The sequence below is a fragment of the Clostridium sp. E02 genome, from assembly GCF_003833015.1.
Classification (GTDB): domain Bacteria; phylum Bacillota; class Clostridia; order Lachnospirales; family Lachnospiraceae; genus Lacrimispora.
Map to the genome: position 1 here is coordinate 18,676 of NZ_RJLQ01000012.1, position 17,138 is coordinate 35,813.

10 protein-coding genes are annotated in these 17,138 nt (G+C 42.1%); 9 read left to right on the forward strand and 1 reads right to left on the reverse strand.

Annotated features, from left to right (window positions below):
* Positions 1-3 precede the first annotated feature (3 nt).
* Both EFT72_RS10375 and yicI read left to right on the forward strand, forming a co-directional pair.
* Complete coding sequence (locus EFT72_RS10375) at positions 4-2,142, forward strand: glycoside hydrolase family 3 C-terminal domain-containing protein (RefSeq protein ID WP_124066842.1); 2,139 nt, start codon at positions 4-6, stop codon at positions 2,140-2,142.
* Between the two features lie 35 nt (positions 2,143-2,177).
* Positions 2,178-4,430, forward strand: coding sequence for an alpha-xylosidase (gene yicI, locus EFT72_RS10380; protein WP_124066843.1), 2,253 nt, complete (start codon positions 2,178-2,180; stop codon positions 4,428-4,430).
* Positions 4,431-4,505: 75 nt separating this feature from the next.
* Here yicI and EFT72_RS10385 read toward each other — a convergent pair whose 3' ends face one another.
* A complete protein-coding gene (locus tag EFT72_RS10385; RefSeq protein WP_206426642.1) occupies positions 4,506-8,774 on the reverse strand; it encodes a 2-hydroxyacyl-CoA dehydratase in 4,269 nt (1,422 codons plus the stop codon).
* Positions 8,775-9,016: 242 nt separating this feature from the next.
* On the opposite strand from EFT72_RS10385, the gene EFT72_RS10390 reads away from it, so the two are divergent.
* The 7 genes from EFT72_RS10390 (at position 9,017) to EFT72_RS10420 (ending at position 17,023) form a co-directional block, all read left to right on the forward strand.
* The gene (locus EFT72_RS10390; protein ID WP_124066845.1) at positions 9,017-9,958 is read left to right on the forward strand and encodes a magnesium transporter CorA family protein; all 942 of its coding nucleotides are present in this window, start codon (positions 9,017-9,019) and stop codon (positions 9,956-9,958) included.
* A 54-nt stretch (positions 9,959-10,012) separates the two neighbouring features.
* Positions 10,013-10,858, forward strand: a complete 846-nt coding sequence (locus EFT72_RS10395) for a rhomboid family intramembrane serine protease (RefSeq protein WP_124066846.1) — start codon at positions 10,013-10,015, stop codon at positions 10,856-10,858.
* 15 nt (positions 10,859-10,873) lie between these two features.
* A complete protein-coding gene (pyk, locus tag EFT72_RS10400) occupies positions 10,874-12,310 on the forward strand; it encodes a pyruvate kinase (RefSeq protein WP_124066847.1) in 1,437 nt (478 codons plus the stop codon).
* A 142-nt stretch (positions 12,311-12,452) separates the two neighbouring features.
* The gene (locus tag EFT72_RS10405) at positions 12,453-13,721 is read left to right on the forward strand and encodes a diaminopimelate decarboxylase (protein WP_124066848.1); all 1,269 of its coding nucleotides are present in this window, start codon (positions 12,453-12,455) and stop codon (positions 13,719-13,721) included.
* 346 nt (positions 13,722-14,067) lie between these two features.
* Entirely contained in the window at positions 14,068-14,958 is an 891-nt protein-coding gene (locus tag EFT72_RS10410) for a S8 family peptidase (protein WP_124066849.1), read from the forward strand.
* A gap of 296 nt (positions 14,959-15,254) precedes the next feature.
* The gene (gene recA / locus EFT72_RS10415) at positions 15,255-16,346 is read left to right on the forward strand and encodes a recombinase RecA (protein ID WP_124066850.1); all 1,092 of its coding nucleotides are present in this window, start codon (positions 15,255-15,257) and stop codon (positions 16,344-16,346) included.
* Positions 16,347-16,414: 68 nt separating this feature from the next.
* Positions 16,415-17,023, forward strand: a complete 609-nt coding sequence (locus tag EFT72_RS10420; RefSeq protein ID WP_124066851.1) for a regulatory protein RecX — start codon at positions 16,415-16,417, stop codon at positions 17,021-17,023.
* Positions 17,024-17,138 lie beyond the last annotated feature (115 nt).

The window sequence follows — 17,138 nt, forward strand, 5'->3', positions numbered from 1 at the left end:
AAAATGGAACGGTATCAGATCGAAGAACTGGTGAAAAAACTGACACTGGAAGAAAAAATCGGCATGATTCACGGACAGGGGATTTTTCATACAAAAGGAGTGGAGTGGCTTTCTATTCCCCCCCTGTGGCTGGCAGATGGTCCCATGGGTGTAAGGAAAGAATTTCAGGATGAGAACTGGGCACCCAAAGGGACTACCGATGATTATGTGTCCTATTTACCAAGTAATAGTGCACTTGCTTCTACCTGGAATCCGGAATGTGCCAGAAAGGCTGGGGAAGTTCTTGGAGAAGAGGCAAGGGGACGTGGGAAAGATGTCATACTGGCACCTGGGATTAACATCATCAGAACGCCGGTATGTGGAAGAAATTTTGAATATATGAGTGAAGATCCTTATCTGATTTCAAAACTGGCAGTTCCACTGATTCAGGGTATACAAATGCAGGATGTGGCGGCCTGTGTCAAGCATTTTGCTCTGAATAATCAAGAGACTAGGCGGCTTGACGTGGATGTCAAAGTAGAGGAACGTGCACTACGGGAAATTTATCTTCCAGGCTTTGAGGCATCGGTAAAGGAGGGAAAGGTAAGGACGTTGATGGGGGCTTACAATCGCTATCAGGGAGAACACTGTTGCCATAACAAAAGGCTGCTCTGTGAAATTCTAAGGGGCGAGTGGGGATTTGACGGTGTGGTCCTCTCTGACTGGGGAGGAGTTCATGATACGGTACAGGCGGCGGAACACGGTCTGGACATCGAGATGTCTGTGACAGAACACTTTGATGAATATTATATGGCAAATCCCCTTCTTTTAAAGGTAAGAAAAGGGGAGATTGCAGAGGTTTTGATTGATGAAAAGGTAAAGAATATTCTATTATTAATGAACCGACTCCATATGCTTGACGGAACCCGGAGGCCGGGAACCTATAACAGCCGTAAGAATCAGGAGACTTTATTAGAATGCGCAAGAGAAGCAATTGTGCTACTTAAAAATGAAGAGGGTCGTCTTCCTCTTGATTTAACTGGAAAGAAGCAACTGGCCGTTATTGGAGAAAACGCGGTGAAAGTTCATTCAAATGGTGGAGGAAGTGCCGCGATTAAAGCTTTGTATGAGATTTCCCCTCTTATGGGGCTTAAAATGGAGCTTGGTGGAAATGTTGTCATCGAGTATGCCCCAGGTTATTGCAGCCAGGCATCCAAAACAGAGGAAGAAGAGAACTGGGAGTTTTCCAGTTTGGAGGATCGGATTTACAAAGAAGCAGTTCAAGATGACATGGCTGATGAACTGCAATCGAAGAGAAATGCTATGATTTTGGAAGCAGTAAAATTAGCTCAAAAGAGCGATGATGTGATCTTGTTTTGCGGACTAAATCATGAATTTGATCAAGAAGGATGTGACCGTAAGGATATGAAGCTGCCTTATGGGCAGGAAGAATTGATATCAGCAGTACTAGATGCCAATGCCAATACAGTTCTTGTTGTGATTGCAGGCTCACCGGTAGAGATGGAAGCATTTGCAGACCGAGCAAAGGGCATCGTTTACACCAGCTATAACGGAATGGAAGGGGGGAATGCCATGGCAGAGGTTCTGTTGGGAAAGGGGTATCCATCTGGTAAGCTGCCCTTTACCATACCAAAATCTCTGGAGGATTGCAGCGCCCATGCGATCGGAGCGTTTCCTGGGGGAGATACGGTTTGGTATCAGGAAGGCGTATTGGTAGGATACCGGTATTATGAGACAGAGAAAAAAGAGGTTCGTTACCCGTTTGGTCATGGATTATCTTATACTAAATTTTCCTATCATGATTTAAATGTGGTTCCAGAAGATGGGGGATGGAGAGGAAGCGTGGAAGTTACAAATACTGGAAGCTGTGCTGGAGCGGAAGTGATACAGGTTTATGTGAAAGCAAAAGGCATGAGAATCAAAAGACCGGCAATGGAACTGCGGGCGTTTCAAAAGGTGATTCTGGAATCTGGGGAAAGAAAAAGATTTGATTTTTATCTAAGTAGAAAGGCATTTTCTTATTATAGTGAAAAACGGGCAGCCTTTTATGTGCCGGAAGACAAGTATGCGATCTGTGTCGGAAGTTCCGTGGGAGATATTCGGTTGAATCAGGAGGTTTCCGTTCCAGAAGGGGAAATATAAGATTCTAAAATTATGGAGAGAAAAGGAGAAGAGAGATGAAGTTTACCAATGGTTATTGGAGGACTCGTGAGGAGATAAGTCCACTTTATGCGGTAGAATATGCGGATAAACGAATAAACGGCAGCGAACTGACGCTATACGTTCCTGGAAGACATATAAAATCAAGAGGGGATTGTCTAGACGCAGGGATGTTGACGGTTCATCTTTCAAGTCCAATGGAAGATGTGATCAAAGTCTCGGTGCGTCATTTTGAGGGGACTCTCTATCACGGACCATTCGCAGAGGTGTTAGAAGACAATCCAAAGGTAATTATCGATGAGACAGATGAAACTATCGTGTATCAGACGGGACGAACGAAAGCCGTAATTGATAAACGTCCGGATGCATGGAGAATTGGTTTTTATGACGGGAATCGGGAACTGACCAGTACGAGTTACCACAACATGGCTCACATGACCAACCGAGAGTTGGGGCGTAGCTATATGGTAGAACAGCTGGCGCTTGACTTAGATGAGCTGGTATATGGATTAGGAGAGCGTTTCACCCCGTTTGTAAAAAATGGGCAGGTAGTAGAGATTTGGAATGAGGATGGAGGAACTGCCAGCGAAATCGCATATAAAAACGTTCCTTTTTATATTACCAATAAAGGGTATGGAGTTCTGTTAGACAATGAAGGGGATGCTTCCTATGAGATTGCCAGCGAAAAGGTGGAGCGAGTTCAGTTTTCGGTAGAAGGGGAACGACTTGATTATTATTTTATCAATGGAAGTACGCCCAAAGGCACCATCTCAAAGTATACGAAATTGACTGGAAAGCCTGCACTGCCACCGGCATGGTCCTTTGGACTGTGGCTGTCTACCTCGTTTACCACGGATTATGATGAAGCTACCATTTCCGGCTTTATTAAGGGAATGGAAGAGCGTAAAATTCCTTTGCATGTGTTCCATTTTGACTGCTACTGGATGGAAGCCTATGAGTGGTGCAATTTTACCTGGGACCCTAAGACATTTCCCGATCCAAAGGACATGTTAAAACGCTATCATGAGAGAGGACTAAAGATCTGTGTATGGATAAATCCTTACATTGGTCAGAAATCACCGCTGTTTGCCGTGGGGATGGAGTCCGGATATCTGGTAAAAAAAACAAACGGAGACGTATGGCAGTCTGATCTTTGGCAGGCTGGGATGGGACTGGTGGATTTTACCAATCCAGAGGCGGTTGTTTGGTATCAGTCAAAATTAAAAACACTTCTTGATATGGGGGTTGATTGTTTTAAGACGGACTTTGGAGAACGAATTCCAGTTAAGGATATTACCTATTTTGATGGATCAGATCCGGTAAAAATGCATAATTACTATTCATATCTCTATAATCAGGCCGTATTTAAACTGTTAGAGAGGGAACGTGGAACCGGGGAGGCGGTGGTATTTGCCCGTTCCGCAACCGTAGGCGGACAGAAATTCCCTGTTCACTGGGGGGGAGACTGTTCTGCCAATTATCCGTCCATGGCGGAGACCCTACGCAGTGGATTATCTCTTTCCTGTGCAGGATTTGGTTTCTGGAGCCATGATATCAGTGGATTTGAAAGCACGGCTCCTGCGGATGTGTATAAGAGATGGTGTCAGTTTGGCCTTATGAGTTCTCATAGTCGTCTTCATGGTTCTTCTTCTTACCGGGTGCCGTGGCTATTTGATGAGGAGGCTTGTGATGTATTACGCAAATTTGTAAAGTTGAAATGCAGGCTAATGCCTTATTTTTACCATCAGGCGGTGCAGTCCCATGAAGTTGGCATTCCCATGATGCGTCCTATGTTTGTGGAATTTCCAAATGACCGTACCTGTGAGCCATTGGATAAGCAGTATATGATGGGGGATAGTCTTTTGGTGGCACCGATATTTAAGGAAAGCAAAGAAGTGGAATATTATCTGCCAGAGGGGAAATGGTATAATATACTGACACATCAGATGATAGAAGGAGGAAGATGGAAGAAGGAACATCATGATTATTTAACCATGCCACTATTGTTACGACCCAATTCGATTCTGGCAGTTGGAAACTGTGAGATCAAACCGGATTATGATTACAGCGATGGGGTAACTTTTTATATTTCTCCATTGGAGGATGGAGCAGTGGGTGAGGCCTCTGTTACGGATTTAAATGGAACTATCGTTATGACGGCAGAAGCCAGACGGGCTGGGGACATTATAACTCTTCATGTGGAAGGAAGAAATGAAAACTGGTCCTATGAGGTTCTTGGAGAGGAAAAGCAAACGGTTGTGGTTTCATAAAGTCTTATGTTATCTTAATACAGAATAAAAAATCAGGATTGAAATCCTTAAGGGGGATTCCAATCCTTATTTTTGTTATAGAACGGTGTTTTCTTCCTTTTGCAGGTTTTTTTGCGCAGTGGAAAGCATTAATTTAATCCGGTTTAGCTGATTGACCTCACTGGCACCTGGATCGTAATCCACGGCAATGATGTTAGAATCCGGATATTCCTTCCTTAATTCCTTAATCACGCCTTTTCCTACAATGTGGTTGGGCAGACAGCCAAAGGGCTGGGTGCATACGATATTATTGGTTCCACTGTGGATCAGTTCCAGCATCTCTCCGGTTAAAAACCATCCTTCCCCGGTCTGATTCCCGATAGATACAAAGTCTTTTGCCATATCAGCAAGTGTTTCAATGGGAGCAGGAGGCATAAAGTGTTTACTTTTTGTAAGCTCTCGTTTGGCTGTTTTGCGGAAGGATTCCAACAAGGTTATCCCCATATTTGCTAACAGAGCGGAGGATTTTTTACCACCTAGTTTTTCTGCCTTAAAGTTGTTGTTATAGAAGCTGTACAGTAAAAAGTCCATGAGATCTGGCATCACCGCTTCGGCACCTTCTAATTCAAGGAGTTCCACAATGTGATTGTTTGCCAGTGGAGAGAACTTAACTAGGATTTCTCCTACAATTCCTACTTTAGGCTTTTTCCCTGGATTTCTTGCCAGGTTGTCAAAATCTCTGACAATCCCCTTGAGGTTCTTTGAAAACGTCATTAGTTCAGGGGCTTTTTTCGACAATGACTGGATGCACTGCTTTTTCCATTTATCATGGAGCGAGTTGGCAGAGCCAGGTATTTTTTCATAGGGACGGGTGGCATAGAGCACTCTCATAAAGAGATCTCCGTATACTATGGCCTGCATGGCTTTCGTTAACATGGGCAAAGTAATGGAAAATCCAGGATTTGTCTCCATGTTATTGGCATTGACAGAGATTACTGGTACCTGTCCCATGCCAGACCGTTCCAAAGCCCTTCGGATAAAGCCGATGTAATTCGAAGCCCGACAGCCGCCCCCAGTTTGACTCATGAATATAGCAGTCCGGTCTAGGTCATACTTTCCGGATAACAGGGCATCCATAATCTGTCCAACAACAATCAAAGAGGGGTAGCAGGCATCGTTATTTACATATTTTAAACCAATATCAATGGAAGATCGGTTGTCATTTTGCAATATATCTAACTTGTATCCGAACGCACGGATCGCAGGTTCCACCAGATCAAAATGAATTGGTGACATCTGAGGACAGAGAATGGTATACTCTTTTTTCATTTCTTTGGTAAACATCACCCGGTGGTAGGCACTGGAGGTCGGTGTTTGCTCATAATGACGCTTGTCACGAACCTTTAATGCGGCGATAAGCGAACGAATTCGGATTCTGGCAGCCCCTAAATTGTTGACTTCATCAATCTTTAATACAGTGTATATTTTGCCGGAACCGGTCAGGATATCGTTTACCTGATCTGTAGTTACGGCATCCAGTCCGCATCCAAAGGAATTAAGCTGGATCAGATCCAGGCATTGCTCTGCTTTAACGAGAGTGGCAGCCTGGTAGAGTCTTGTATGATACATCCATTGGTCTGTTACCACTGTGGGCCGTTCAATCTTAGAAAGATGAGAGACGGAATCCTCAGTTAGTACTGCAAATCCATAGGAAGCGATTAATTCGGGTATCCCGTGGTTGATTTCTGGGTCAACGTGGTAAGGCCTGCCAGCCAGAACGATCCCGTGGCGGTTATTCTCCTTTAGCCATTGTAAGGTTTCTTCTCCCTTTCGTTCCATGTCCGTTCGTGCCGTTAACAGCTCACTCCATGCTTTTTTTGCAGCGTCGGCAACTTCGGAGGAGGGAATATTAAATTCTTTGGCAAAGACCTCCATCAGGCGCTTGGTTAAGATTTCTTCCGTGGTAAATGCCATAAACGGATTGAGAAACCGGATCTCTTCTGTCTTTATACCTTCTACGTTGTTTTTGATATTCTCCGCGTAAGAGGTAACAATGGGACAATTATAATGATTCCCTGCATCTGGGGTTTCGTTCCTCTCATAGGGGATACAGGGATAAAATATTGTTTTAATCCCTTGTTTAATCAGCCATTCAACATGGCCATGTGCCAGTTTGGCGGGATAACATTCCGATTCACTGGGGATGGATTCAATGCCAAGTTCATAGATCTTTTTACTTGACTGGGGGGACAGCACGGTCCGGAATTTTAAGGCTTTAAAGAATACCGCCCAAAACGGGAAGTTCTCGTATAGGTTTAAAACTCTGGGTATTCCGATAATTCCCCGTTCGGCAAGATCCCGGCTTAGTGGCTCGTAATCAAACATACGGTGGTATTTGTATTCAAAGAGGTTTGGAACTTCACTCTTAGCTTTTTCTTTTCCAAGACCTTTTTCACAGCGGTTTCCAGTGATGTAGGTTCTTCCCCCATCAAATTTGTTGATCGTTAATACACAGTTGTTGGTACAGCCCTTACACCGGCCCATGGAAGTCTCATAGTGAAGACCAGTGATCTGATTAAGATCAAGCATGGTCGTTTTTCTTGAACCGTCATAACGTTCCCTTGCAATCAAAGCTGCACCAAATGCTCCCATAATTCCGGCAATATCGGGACGAACTGCTTCACAACCGGATATTTTTTCAAAACTACGAAGGACAGCATTGTTGTAAAAGGTACCGCCCTGAACCACAACATGTTGACCAAGATCTGCTGCACTTGTGATCTTTATTACTTTATAAAGGGCATTTTTGATGACAGAGTAAGCAAGCCCTGCGGAAATATCTGCAACGTCAGCTCCCTCTTTTTGAGCTTGCTTTACATTGGAGTTCATAAAAACGGTACATCGGGTGCCAAGATCCGTAGGGTTTTTGGCAAAAATAGCCTCGGAAGCAAAATCTTCCACTTTGTAGTTCATAGAATGCGCAAAAGTCTCAATAAAGGAGCCGCATCCGGATGAGCAGGCTTCGTTGAGCTGGACGCTGTCAACGGTACTGTTCTTAATACGAATGCACTTCATATCCTGTCCACCGATATCTAAGATGCAGTCCACTTCAGGTTCAAAAAAGGCGGCTGCATAGTAATGAGAAATGGTTTCTACTTCCCCTTCATCAAGCAGGAATGCTGCTTTTAACAAAGCTTCACCATATCCAGTGGAGCAGGACCATACGATCTCGCTGTCATCCGATAATTCTTTCTTGATTTTATCTATTGCAATGATTGCAGTTTTTAAGGGATTTCCATTGTTGCTGCTGTAGAAACTAGAAAGCAGTGTGCCGTCTTCTCCTACAACTGCCACTTTGGTTGTGGTAGAACCTGCATCAATTCCCAAAAAGCATTTCCCGTGGTAAGAGGCCAATTCACTTTTTTTTACGCAGTGGCTATTGTGCCTGATTAGAAACGAATCATATTCGGATTGATCAGCAAACAAAGGCTCCATGCGTTTTACTTCAAAATCCATCTGAATGCCTGTAGACAATCGGGTTATCATATCCTCCAGAGAGAGTTTTATCTCTTGAGATTCTCCTGCCTTCATGGCAGCACCAATCGCCGCAAACAGATGGGACTGTTCAGGATCGATAATCGCATCACCAGATAAATGAAGGGTTCGGATGAATGCATTTCTTAGTTCAGGAAGAAAATGAAGTGGTCCTCCTAAAAAGGCTACATTACCCCGTATGGGCTTGCCACAGGCAAGACCGCTTATGGTCTGGTTTACCACTGCCTGAAAAATAGAGGCAGCTAGATCTTCTCTTGTAGCTCCTTCATTAATAAGAGGCTGAATGTCTGTTTTTGCAAAGACTCCACACCTGGCTGCGATGGGGTAAATCGCTTTGTAATTGGTTGCGTAATCGTTTAATCCTTTTGCATCTGTCTGTAAGAGAGAAGCCATCTGGTCAATAAAGGAACCAGTACCTCCGGCACAGATCCCGTTCATGCGCTGGTCGATTCCTCCAGTAAAATAAATTATTTTTGCATCTTCGCCACCGAGTTCGATTGCTACGTCCGCATGTGGGGCATAATCTTTTAATGAAGACGCGACTGCGACAACTTCTTGAACAAATGGCATATTTAAATGTTTGGACAGAGTTAATCCCCCTGAGCCTGTAATGGCGGGAAGTAAATCCATGGGTCCTAATTTTTCGTAAGCTTTTTTTAATAGTTCCGCAAGTGTATCCTGTATGTTCGCAAAATGACGTTCATAATCGGCGAACAAAATCTCTTTGTTCCCGTCTTGGATTGCTATCTTTACGGTAGTGGAACCGATGTCGATTCCTAATGTGTTGTATGTATTCATATGTGCGGGGATTACCCCTGCCTCCTTTAGTCTAGAAGTAAGTTGCTGACTCACCGGAGATCAGTTTAACATAGAATAAGAAATAATACAATTATCTAGGTATGCTAAAAATATGTTAAAACTAGTAAAATTTGTGTAAGTTTACAAATTCCATTTTCATTTCATTTGACAAAAATGGTCAGGGAAATTATAATGTATAAGTCAAAGTCCGCCAAAGTATGCATAATGATTGTGCAGGGAAAGGGAGAAGCGCTATGATTCAGATTTATAAAACAGAAGACGGCCTAATTCACCAAAAGGATGAGCTTTCTCCAGGTTCCTGGATTGCATTAACAAACCCTACTGCTACGGAGATCTTAGAAATCTCAAAGACGTATCGCATCGATCCAGATGATTTGAGAGCTCCGCTAGATGAGGAAGAACGTTCCCGTATCCAGATAGAGGATCACTATACCTTGATTTTAGTCGATATACCAACGGTCGAGGAACGAAATTCAAAGGAATGGTATGTAACAATCCCTCTTGGTATCATTACGACGGATGAGGCAATTATCTCGGTATGCTTAGAGGATACTCCAGTCCTAAATGCTTTTATGGATGGTAGGGTAAGGGATTTTCACACGTATATGAAGACCCGGTTTATCCTGCAGATTCTTTATAAGAATGCTTCATTGTATCTGCAATATCTAAGAGTGATTGACAAAAAAAGCGTTGTGATTGAGGATAAACTTCATCAGTCCACCAAAAACCGAGAGTTAATAGAACTTTTGGAACTAGAGAAATGTCTCGTGTACTTTACCACATCTTTGCGTTCCAATGAGGTGGTATTGGAAAAACTCATGAGAAATGAAAAGATTAAAAAGTACCCGGAAGATACGGAACTTTTGGAAGATGTTATCATCGAGAACAAACAGGCGATCGAGATGGCAAATATTTACAGTGGTATTTTAAGTGGAACCACGGATGCATTCGCCTCTGTTATATCCAATAACTTAAATATTGTGATGAAATTTTTAGCTACCATTACCATAGTCATGTCCATTCCAACGATGATTGCTAGCTTTTATGGAATGAATGTAAATTCCTCGGGTATGCCTTTTGCAAATAACCCTCATGGATTTTCCATTGTATTGGGATTGACATTGGTACTCACACTGATTGTAGCATGGATCTTTTCAAAAAAAGATTTATTTTAGAGTAACAAGGAACCTTCTAATTATGCATCAATGCAATAAGAAAAGGGTGAAAATATGAGATTTTTTTATAATCTGGAACGTAGATTTAGACGATATGCGATTCCAAATCTAATGTACTATATTATTGGCATGTACGGTGTGGGACTTTTAATGGAACTGTTTGCACCGGGTTTTTATATGCAGTATCTGGCACTTGATGCCCAGAAGATTCTTGCAGGACAGGTATGGAGAGTTGTTACATTTATGATCTATCCGCCAGGCGGAGGACTTTTCATGAGTCTGATCAGTATGTATCTTTATTATATGTTGGGGGGAAACTTAGAAAGAGTCTGGGGTTCCTTTCGATTTAATGTTTATTTCTTTATGGGAGTAATTGGTCATGTGGCTGCCGCAATGATTGTTTACATCTTTATGGGACAAAGAGTATATCTAACAACAGCTTTTCTTAATTATTCTCTGTTCTTTGCATTTGCAGCGACCTTTCCAGATTTGGAATTTCTATTATTTTTTGTGATACCGGTGAAGGCAAAATGGCTGGCGATTTTTAATGGGATCTATTTCCTTTATGAACTTATTAATGGTAATATGGCAACGAGAGTTACGATATTAATGTCACTGCTCAACTTTTTTATCTTCTTCTTTTTAACAAGAAATGGAAACCGGTTTCATCCAAAGGAAATAAAAAGGAAGCACGATTTCCGCAAACAGATGAAGAGTATGCCACAGGGAGGAACACACCATAAGTGTGCCGTATGCGGACGGACCGAAAAGGACTCCCCGGGCTTGGAATTTAGGTATTGCTCAAAATGCGAAGGCAGTTATGAATACTGTTCGGAGCATTTGTATACACATAAACATGTAACATCGGACCACCCCACAACCGGTGATACAAACAATTAGCTACGGAGGATGACAATGAAAAGAACAAAAATTATTTGCACAATGGGACCTAACACGAACGATCAAACACTGATGAAAGCACTTGCACAACATGGTATGGATGTTGCCAGATTTAATTTTTCACACGGTGATTATGAGGAGCAAAAAGAGCGCCTTAATGCATTAAAAAGCATCCGGGAAGAACTTGGACTGCCGATTGCAGCCCTTCTTGACACTAAAGGTCCTGAGATTCGTACTGGTATGTTGACAGATGGAAAGAAAATCGCTCTGAAAGAAGGAGAGACTTATATCCTGACAACAGAAGAGATTGTTGGAAATGATAAAAAGGGTCACATCAATTATGGCGGATTAAACGAAGATGTAACCACAGGGAACCGGATTCTCATTGACGATGGTTTGATTGAACTGGAAGTTTTGGAAGTCAAAGGCAGCGAAATCATCTGTACCATTATCAATGGCGGGGAACTTGGGGAAAGAAAAGGCGTTAACGTACCGAATGTTAAGGTGAGACTGCCAGCTCTTACCGATAAAGACAAAGCGGATATCAAATTTGGTATTGAGCAGGGATTCGACTTTATTGCTGCTTCATTTGTAAGAACTGCATCTGCAGTGAATGAGATCAAAGAGATCTTAGCGGAATATGGATCTAACATTGCAGTGATCGCAAAGATTGAGAACGCAGAAGGAATTGAGAATATTGATGAAATTATCGAAGCCAGTGACGGAATCATGGTTGCCCGTGGCGATATGGGGGTTGAGATCCCAGCTCAGAAGGTTCCTTTTATTCAGAAACAGATCATAGATAAGTGCAATGAGGCATGTAAACCTGTAATTACAGCTACTCAGATGTTGGATTCAATGATCCGCAACCCTCGCCCCACAAGAGCAGAAGTTACAGATGTGGCCAATGCGGTTTATGACGGAACCGACGCAGTGATGTTATCTGGTGAGACAGCGATGGGTAAATATCCAGTTGAAGCTCTTTCTATGATGGCTTCTATCGTGGAAGAAACAGAAGGACATCTGGATTATACCTGCTACAGACAGCGTAAGGTTTCTGCATTCAACACTCAGAATGTATCCAATGCGGTTTGCTATTCTTCCGTGGCTACGGCACATGATCTTGGAGCGAAAGCAATCGTTGCTCCTAGCATCACTGGCTTTACGACCAGACTGCTGTCTAAATGGAGACCTGAGAGTATGATCATTGGATTATCTCCAAGTGCTTCTGCTCTTCGTCAGATGCAGTTATACTGGGGGGTAATTCCATTCCAGGCTAGACGTGCAGAATCTACTGACGTGTTAATTTATTCCTCATTGGAATTGTTAAAAGCAAGAAACATCATTGAGGAAAATGATACGATTGTAGTAACCGCTGGAGTCGTTAGCCCGGCAAGAAAACATGAGCCAGCAGCACATACGAATATTATGCGAGTGGTAACTGTAGACTAATAAATTATTGCAACAAAGTTGAATATTTATACAAAAAGTAGTGGACAAAAGAGTCTATCCTCGGTACAATGAAGCTTACCAGCTCAGGGACCAGAGACAGGCTTTTTTGTATATGTAAGCGTTACGAAAGGAGAGGAAAACAATGGAGAAAAGACCATTTGCCACCAAAGAAAAGTTAGAAGAAATTGTGAAAGAATATCCAACCCCATTTCATTTGTATGATGAGAAAGGAATTAGGGAGAATGCCCGAAAATTAAATGAAGCATTTTCCTGGAATAAAGGCTTTCGGGAATATTTTGCAGTAAAAGCCACACCGAATCCATTTATCTTAAATATTTTAAAGGATTATGGATGTGGAACCGATTGTTCCTCACTGACAGAACTTATGATGTCGGAGGCTCTTGGCTTTACTGGTTCTGATATTATGTTTTCCTCCAATGATACACCGGAGGAGGAGTTTCAGTTTGCAGACCGGATCGGTGGTATTATTAATTTAGACGATATTACTCATATTGATTATTTAGAGAAAGCCATCGGACACATACCAGAGACCATCAGCTGCAGATTTAACCCAGGTGGAGTTTTTAAAATAAGCAATGATATTATGGATAATCCGGGTGATTCGAAGTATGGTATGACCACGGAACAGATCTTTGAGGCATTTAAAATTTTAAAGAGCAAAGGCGCCAAAAAATTCGGGATTCATGCATTCTTAGCGAGTAATACAGTAACCAACGAATACTATCCCCTCCTTGCTAAAGTTTTGTTTGAGCTTGCAGTAAGGCTGAAAAAAGAGACACAAGTAGAGATCGCATTCATTAATTTATCTGGGGGAATTGGAATCCCATATCGTCCTGACCAGGAATCCAATGATATCTTCGCAATTGGAGAGGGCGTTCGACAGGTCTATGAAGAAGTGTTGGTTCCAGAGGGGATGGGGGAAGTGGCGATCTATACAGAACTGGGGCGCTTTCTGTTAGGACCTTATGGGGGCCTGGTGACGAAGGCAATACATGAAAAGCATACCCACAAGGAATACATTGGAGTTGATGCTTGTGCGGTTAACTTAATGAGACCAGCTATGTACGGTGCTTATCATCATCTGACTGTTATGGGAAAAGAGGATGAGGCCTGTAGTCATAAGTATGATGTAGTAGGTTCTCTTTGTGAGAATAATGATAAATTTGCCATTGACCGGATGCTGCCAGAGATAGCGGTCGGCGATTTGATTTTTATACACGATACGGGTGCTCATGGTTTTTCTATGGGATATAATTATAATGGGAAATTAAGATCAGCCGAGATTTTGTTAAAAGAAGATGGTTCGGCTCAGATGATTCGCAGGGCAGAGACTTCAAAGGATTATTTTGCAACATTTGATTTTTGCGATGTGATGGATGGCGGAAAGTAAGTAGGACCGAATAAAAGATGAGAGCTGTTTTTGGAATTTAAAGACAGCTCTTTTGTTTTATTTAAATAGAAAAATCCCTGTGTCATAAAACACAGGGAGATTTTTCTTAGGATTTTCGGATTTCAAAAAGGGTGAAAGGATATTATTACTATTACTTGTGCATTTCTTATGTACCTAGTATAACACACTGGATCTGGAAAAGTTTGTATATTATTTGAATAGATTATGAAGATTTTCTTAATATCTAGTTTGATGCCTTAAAAAACATAACTACAAATTTGCTGATAAATGAAACCATGGGAGGGAAACCGGAATATCCTAATAAAAAAGGATTGGGTAGTCGATTGTGGATCAGGTGAGAAAAGCGATACACTGTGATAGCGCCTATCGTATGGGATATACGGGTAGGGGAGTCGGAGTAGCAGTGCTGGATACCGGGATTTATCTTCATGAAGATTTTGAACATAGAGTGGCTGCTTTTGTAGATATTGTACACCGAAGAAAGGAGCCTTATGATGATAATGGTCACGGAACCCATATTTCCGGAATTATTGGCGGCAGTGGAAATGCTTCTGATGGAATGTATATGGGAGTGGCACCAGAGTGTCATATCATTATGTTAAAAGTTTTAGATAAAAAAGGGAATGGGTATGCCTCTGATGTTTTGTCTGGACTAAAATGGATCCGAGACAATAAGGACCGGTATGACATTCGAATTGTGAATATATCGGTTGGTTCTTTTTCGAGAAAAGGTATGACGGAAAATTCCGTCTTAGTAAGAGGGGTAAATGCAGCCTGGGATGATGGACTGGTGGTCTGTGTGGCAGCAGGGAATATGGGGCCGGGTATGAATACGATTACAACACCTGGAATCAGCCGTAAGGTGATTACGGTGGGCTGCTCTGATGATTATAAAGAAGTCAATGTAATGGGTAATCGTATGATAGATTATTCAGGCAGAGGTCCCACAGGTGCTTGTATATGTAAACCAGAAATCATCGCACCTGGAGCAGGGATTATCAGCTGTTCCAATGAAGCAGGAGAATACCAGACCAAAAGCGGTACGTCTATGTCAACGCCTATGGTTTCAGGGGCAATTGCACTCTTACTGCAAAAGTATCCTTTTTTAAGTAACCGAGATGTAAAACTTTTGTTGAGGGAAAGAGCCCTAGACCGTGGCTTGCCGATCAATCAACAAGGCTGGGGAATGCTTGATGTGGAACAGCTTTTGATTTAGACAGACTCTGTATAAAAGAAGAAAGAAAAAGGAAGATATAGGATGGGGAAATGCTTGCAGCGTTTCCCCTCTTATGGTATAGTTGACTTGGATTCAGGGGACTTTCTGGTCTTCTTCCATTTGTCAGCATAAGGCATTTCGCCAGATAATTACCAGAGGATTATGATTTTTATTTCAGAATAGGACAGGAGTGTGATGCGTATGCCTGCGGGAGATGAAATTTAAGGTTGACTTTTTTACAAAAATATACTATTATGATTATAGAAAAAGAACATTTGTTCGTGCTGGAGGAAGTTATGAATAAAGATGATAAGTTAAAAGCACTTGACGCGGCTTTAACCCAGATAGAAAAAGCATTTGGAAAAGGTTCTGTGATGAAACTGGGAGATTCAAGAACCAACATGAATGTGGAGACCGTACCTACAGGGGCATTAAGCCTGGATATAGCCCTTGGATTAGGTGGAATCCCAAAAGGAAGAGTCGTAGAAATTTATGGTCCCGAATCGAGTGGTAAGACGACGGTTGCTCTTCATATAATTGCAGAGGTCCAGAAGCGTGGTGGTATTGCGGGTTTTATTGATGCAGAGCATGCCCTTGATCCTGTCTATGCCAGAAGCATAGGTGTTGATGTTGACAACTTATACATATCTCAGCCAGATAACGGAGAACAGGGACTTGAGATCACCGAGACTATGGTTCGTTCTGGTGCTGTGGATATCGTGGTTATCGACTCTGTTGCTGCACTGGTTCCCAAGGCAGAGATTGAAGGAGATATGGGGGATACCCACGTAGGCCTTCAGGCAAGGCTTATGTCTCAGGCGCTGAGAAAGCTGACGGCAGTAATCAGCAAGTCAAACTGTATCGTATTGTTCATCAACCAGCTTCGTGAGAAGGTCGGTGTAATGTTCGGGAGTCCGGAGACCACGACAGGTGGCCGTGCGCTTAAATTTTACGCTTCTGTTCGTTTGGATATCCGTAGGATAGAGACACTAAAGCAAAGTGGTGAGATGGTTGGAAACAGAGCCAGAGTTAAAGTTGTAAAGAATAAGATAGCACCTCCGTTTAAAGAAGCAGAATTTGATATTATGTTTGGAAAGGGAATATCGAGGGAAGGCGATATTCTGGATCTTGCAGTAAAAGAGAATATTGTGGAAAAAAGCGGAGCATGGTTTGCTTATAACAACACTAAGATCGGTCAGGGAAGAGAGAATTCTAAGACTTATCTTCAAGACAATCCAGCTGTATGCATAGAGATTGAGAATAAAGTAAGAACGAAGTATGGTCTTCATACAGAAAAGGATGCGGGAAAAGATGAGACAAAGGATAGCAAACGAATTAAGACCGAGAGTAAAGTCGAAGTGGTAAAGACGAACCAGGATAAATCTTAATTCCAGAGGCAGGTCATAAAGACCGATTATGGAAACACGAGACAAAAAATATAGAATCAGAGGCATATATGACAGTGACAGAGATTGTGCCCATTGATAAACGCAGGAGTAAAGTCATCCTTGATGAGGACTTTACTCTTGTTCTTTATCGAGGGGAATTAAAAAAGTTTGGGGTAGAAGAAGGAAAGTTTATAACAGAGGAGACTTACCAGAAGATTATAGATGATGTGTTGAGAAAAAGAGCGAGAGAACGGGTTTTTTATCTATTAAAATCCTCAGATAAAACCGAACAGGAGCTAAGAAGGAAGTTAAAAGATGGCTGGTACCCCCAGGAAGTGATTGATGGTACCATGGATTTTTTGAATCATCATCGATTCATCAATGATGAAAGTTATGGAAAGAGATACGTGGAATATCATTCGGCAAAAAGGAGCAAAAGGCAGATCCAGTACGAATTGCAGAAAAAAGGGCTGGATAAAGAGATGATTCAAGAGATTATGGAAGAACAGCCAGTGGATGAGGAAGCACAGGTCCTTGCCTATCTAACGAAGAAGCATTTTAAAGAGAAAGAATCAGATGCCAAAGAACGAAGTAAAATGATGGCAGCGCTTGGAAGAAAGGGATATTCCTACGAAACAGTGGCTAGAGTTATGGCAAGATTTGATTGCGATGACTGACAATAAGGAAAATGTGTATAAGTATACCGGAAACGAAGGGGAAATACTTGACATAATGTATAAAACAGTTTAAAATTGTAGTGTTGTATTGTTGTACAATGAAAATAAAATAAGG